Origin of the sequence: Dietzia cinnamea NBRC 102147, assembly GCF_001571065.1 — a bacterium.
GTDB classification, from domain to species: domain Bacteria; phylum Actinomycetota; class Actinomycetes; order Mycobacteriales; family Mycobacteriaceae; genus Dietzia; species Dietzia cinnamea.
The window spans coordinates 1-5,157 of record NZ_BCSW01000092.1 but is presented as its reverse complement, the minus strand read 5'-3'; the positions used below and the strand labels follow the sequence as shown (position 1 = coordinate 5,157).

Here is a 5,157-nt window from a genome sequence, read left to right as displayed (position 1 = left end):
AGGGGGAAGTAGGGCCGCAACTGCCTCGGCAGATTGCTGACGTGCTTGGCCCCGTCATCGACCGCGCCGTCCTCGACCGGCGAGGAATGACCGCAGACCGTAACGCCGTCACCTATGACTCGTCGATCGCCACCGAGCGTGGCCTTGTGGTTCCTGTAGGAGAGCAAGACGACGTTGCCCTGCAATCCTTGCGCTACAACGCCGACCACAACATCATCGAGAAGTACACCAAAACAGGTTGGCAAGATTCTGGCTGCTTCAAATCCCGGATTGCCGAGACACGGGCCATTCTGGAGCTCCGCGACACCTATTTGTCGCTGATCGAACTCCAGCGCAAAGGAGGCGACTCCGCAGACAAAGACGCTCTACGAGCTGCGTTGAACGATCGATACGACGCCTACATCTCACGCTACGGCTTCCTAAACCGCTTCATCTGGACTGAACCCAAGGACGTCACCCAGGAACAGCACGACAAAAGGCTCTCAGAAGCGCTCGACCAGTGGATTAAGAATGAAGGCAAGATCCTCGAGGCCGAGGACCGGGACGACATCCCCGAGGACGTCTACTCTCGCCTTGATGATGAAGCGTGGATTCCCACCACATCACGATCTAAGAAGCAGGACCATCTCACCACGCAACTGAAGCAAGATCCGTATATCGCTTCCGTCCTGGCGTTGGAGGCCTTCGATGACCAGCGCATGATTGGTCGCAAGGCCGCAGTATTCACCACCGACGTGCTCGACCCGGCCACGCCTATTGAGCACGCCGAGACCATCCACGACGCCCTTGCTGTGTGCATGGACGAAAGTGCCACCGTCGATGTGGACCGCATTGCCCAATTGCTCGACGTCCACACGGACAACGTCGAGGATCAGCTTCAATCCGAAGCACTGGCGTTTCGTTCCCTCTCAGACCCGACGACCTGGATTCCGCGGAGCCGGTACCTATCAGGAAACGTGCGGGTGAAACTGGAAGAGGCTGAAAAGGTTGCGGTCGGAGACGAGCGATACAGGGCAAATGTTACGGAGCTCCGCCGAGTCATCCCGACCAGAATTGAGGAAGGAATCAGTGTCCGCCTAGGCGTGACCTGGGTGACTGCCGATGACTACGAGCAATTCATCGCCGACACCTTCCGCATTGACAAGGAACAGGTCACGGTCGTCAACAGCAACGATCAGTGGACTATCGAAGGCAACAGTCACTACAACGGATACAAGGCTGACGCTCTCGCCTACGGAGTCATCCCGCAGCGCGGCACGTACAACACCACCGGGTACAACTTCGTCGGCACCGAGCGTGAGCAGCGGATCGCCAACCAAGGCGTCTCACTCGGCAAAGACCGCAGCGGCACACACGATCATTGGGTCATCCTCGATTCCCTAATGAACTCCCGACCGATTACGGTCAACCGGAGCAAGGCCTACAAAGAGGCCTATCCCGAAGGCGGAGAGATTCACGCCGGGGCAACGCGAGCGGCCAAACAACGAGCAGAACGCTTGCAAGAAGCATTCAGCGACTGGGCACTCAACGGAGATCCCGACCGCCGAGAGCGGATCATCACGGAGTACAACTGGCGTTTTAACGCCACCGTCGCGCCCAGCTACGACGGATCACGACGCAGCTTTCCGGGACTGGGGAAGACATTCAGCCCGTATCAGTATCAGCGCGATGCGGTCGAACGTATCGTCAACGAGCCGACAGTCTTGCTCAACCACGTCGTTGGAGCAGGCAAAACGGGCACCATGCTCATGGGCGCCATGGAACTCAAGCGACTGGGCCTAGTCCGTCAGCCCTGGATCGTGGTACCAAACCACATCGTTGACCAGGTAGCCCGCGAGGCCGCCCAGTGGTACCCCGCAGCCAACGTGCTCTCCGGCGCAGGCCGAACCTCGGTAAAAGAGCGGCAGACACTGCTTGCGCAGTCAGCGGCTCAAGATTGGGACATGGTCATCGTGCCATTGTCCGCATTCACGTTGATGAAAACATCGGCGCAGACTCGAGCGACCTTTATGGAACGCCAGCTCGAAGGCCTTCGGGAATCGTTGATCACCGCCAGCGAGGGATCAGGCACAGCAATCACGATGAAGAAGCTCGAGAGAGCAATCACCAAGGCCGAGCAAGAACTCGAGAAGGCTCTTGACGCCAGCGGCAAAGATGAAGGACTCACCTTCGAGCAAGCCGGTGCCGACTACCTGTTCATCGATGAAGCCCATCTCTACAAAAATCTTGCCCGCACGTCCGGCATCCAAGAACTCAGTCATTCCGGTTCGCAACAGGCCATGGACCTCAAGCTCAAACTCGACTATCTGCGTGACCGCAAGCGGATGGAAGCCTCCGACGCAGGCGTGGCCAGTGACGCCTACGTCGAACGAATCGCCTGCTTTGCCACCGGCACCCCGGTCGCCAACTCACTCGCCGAGCTGTTTGTTATGCAGACCTATCTCCGACCGGACCTCCTCGAGCATGCAGGTGTCTCCCACATCGACGCCTGGGGGAAGACCTTCACCGACACAACCGAATCCGTTGAACTCAACGCGTCCGGGACCAAACTGCGATCGGTCACCCGAGTAGGAAAATTCGCCAACGTTGGTGACCTCGTCGGCATCACCAGCCAGTTCACCGATGCCGTCACCCGCGACCAAGTTCCCGCCGATCTGCCGGCCAAACGCACCGGCAGCAACGTCGTCATCGACTTCGAGCCAAGCCAGGACGTACGCGACTTCATCCAAGACCTGGGCTTTCGAGCCGACAACGTTAATTCCAAACGCATGGACCTCGACAACGCCCTGAAGATCGCCAACGACGGGCGCAACGTCTCCCTTGATCCCCGTTCCGCACACCTTCCCGCACCCGCCGAAGGAGGTCGCGCACGCGAGGTCGCCGGCCGCATCCTCGCCGAACACGCCGCCGCCCGCGACAACACGTACGTCGACGCACTGGGAGAAGAAGCCGAACTTCGCGGCGGGCTGCAAATCGTGTTCTGCGACCGTTCCGTGCCCAAAGACGATGGCCAATGGAACATCTACGTCGGAATCAAGAACGAACTCATTGCCGGCGGCATACCCGCCGAGAAGATCGCATTCGTACACGACTACCCCAAACCCTCGGACAAGGCGGCACTCTACGAGAACTGCCGCAACGGGCGCATCAACGTACTCATGGGGTCAACCGAGAAAATGGGCACCGGCACTAACGTGCAGACCCGAGCTGTAGCCCTGCACCATGTCGACGTGCCCTGGCGTCCGGCCGATCTCGAACAGCGCGAAGGGCGCATCATCCGACAGGGCAATCAGAACTCGGAAGTCGCTGTCTATAACTACGTCGCGACCGCCACCTACGACACCGCGATGTGGCAGACCCTCAACCGCAAGGCTGCATTCCTCGAGCAGCTCTACGCCGCAGACCGGTCGATTCGCAGTATCGAGGACCTATCCACAGACAATCTGGCCGAATCCACCGCCCTCGTGAAAGCCATCGCCACAGGCGACGACCGCTACCTCAGACGGGTGGAACTTCAGCGCGACCTCGAAATGCTCGAAGGCCGACGAGACAGCCACATGGCCGAAGAGCGGGGAAGACGAGACGAGATTGCCACACTGACCAGATCCATCCCCAACACCGAAAAGAAAATAGAACTGCTCGCCAACGCAGCTCCTGCCCTGCAAGCGTGGACAGAGGCTGAAACCAAGCAATACACCGTCGGACGAGAGACCTTCACCGTCCGCAAGGAGGCCTCTGACCAGCTTCTGGAAGCGTTGCGAGCAGCTTACGTCCAGCTCCGCGGTGCCGGCCCCGGCGAGTCTTCACACGTTGCTACCTTCGCCGACGTCCCGTTGCAGGTAACCCGAATGATGGAGCAAGACCTGGTCATGCTCCGCTACGGCGACCTCCCCCTGGGCGGAACAGCCATCGAACAAGAGCAGCTCTGGCCTCAGCGAGAACGTCCAGAAGGGGGCGTATTTGGAGTCTGGGGCGCAAACGGCGAAGCAGATCCCCAAGCCTCGCAGAACGATGCAGCAGCCGAAGCCAAAACCAATCGAGCGGCCATGGCCAACGGGATTATGACCCGGATCGAGAACGCGATTGCGAGAGCACCAGGGCGCGTCGAGGCCAGCAAGGCCGAGCTGGCTACCGATCGTCAACGCTTGCAGGAACTGAACAGCACGCCGGCCCAGCCGTTCCCAGACGCCGCCAAACTCCAGCTCATGAAGACCGAGTTGAACAGCATCAACGACGACCTCGCAGCGTATGAGAACTCCGACGCCGCCAAGCTCGCCGAGGATGAGCTCGCGCTCCGCCTCGCAAGCAAGGGATACGACGACGGATGGTCGCTCATGCTCAATCCGACACCGGCACTCATCGAAGAACTCGGATTCGAGACCGCCGACGAAGTTCGAGAAATGATGCGCCAACGTGAGGTCGAAGCACTAGAAACCTGGGCAGCAATCAATCCCGCCGCCCCGGCAACCCAACCAGACGCCGGACACGACGACACACGGCTGGGAGAACTCAAAGAAGCGCTGGCCGCAGCGACCACGCCGCTGAGCATGGCCGAGCTAGACGCCGCCGAACTGCTCGACGACGAGATCGGGCTACACGACTCGAGATTCAGCGAGCCTCTAATCGTGCGCGCCTCCCGCCTGGAGAACCTGCTCAACACCCAGCCGATGCGCACAGTCATCGACAGCCTGGAAAACCTATCGGCGGCCTACACGATCGCCAATGAAGTGGAATCGGCCACCTGGGACGGTGACCGGCCCATCCAGAGCGCCCGCCAAGACTTCGCCGACAACGCACTGAACAGGGGAGTGGTCAGCCTCTATTCGGTGTCAGACGAGGTGGCTATAGATCTCCCCATTCACTCCGTGGCCCTCGATAATCCGGATCAGATCGCCCGCAATGCGATCAAAGCGGTCGCACACGAAGTCGACCGGGTCGCCAGAACGACCGACGACAAGCAGCCCGACCCCGGCACGAACACAACAGACGAGGCCTCCACATCGTTAGAGGGCTTCCTCTCCTCCTACCTGGAACATCGCTCTCAAGACCAACTCACCAACACTGACCAGCACACAACAAACCCGAGCTACACCCACGACCCAGAGCCAGAAGCAGACCCACTCACCTGACGCCCGACCGCCGGGGCGAGCGGGTGGG

General features: G+C 60.1%; 1 protein-coding gene. It reads left to right on the top strand.

Going from position 1 to position 5,157, the window contains the following annotated elements; translation table 11 throughout:
* The first annotated feature begins 41 nt into the window (after positions 1 to 41).
* Positions 42 to 5,129, top strand: a complete 5,088-nt coding sequence (locus DCI01S_RS15800) for a helicase-like domain-containing protein (RefSeq protein ID WP_061230103.1) — start codon at positions 42 to 44, stop codon at positions 5,127 to 5,129.
* Positions 5,130 to 5,157: the final 28 nt, after the last annotated feature.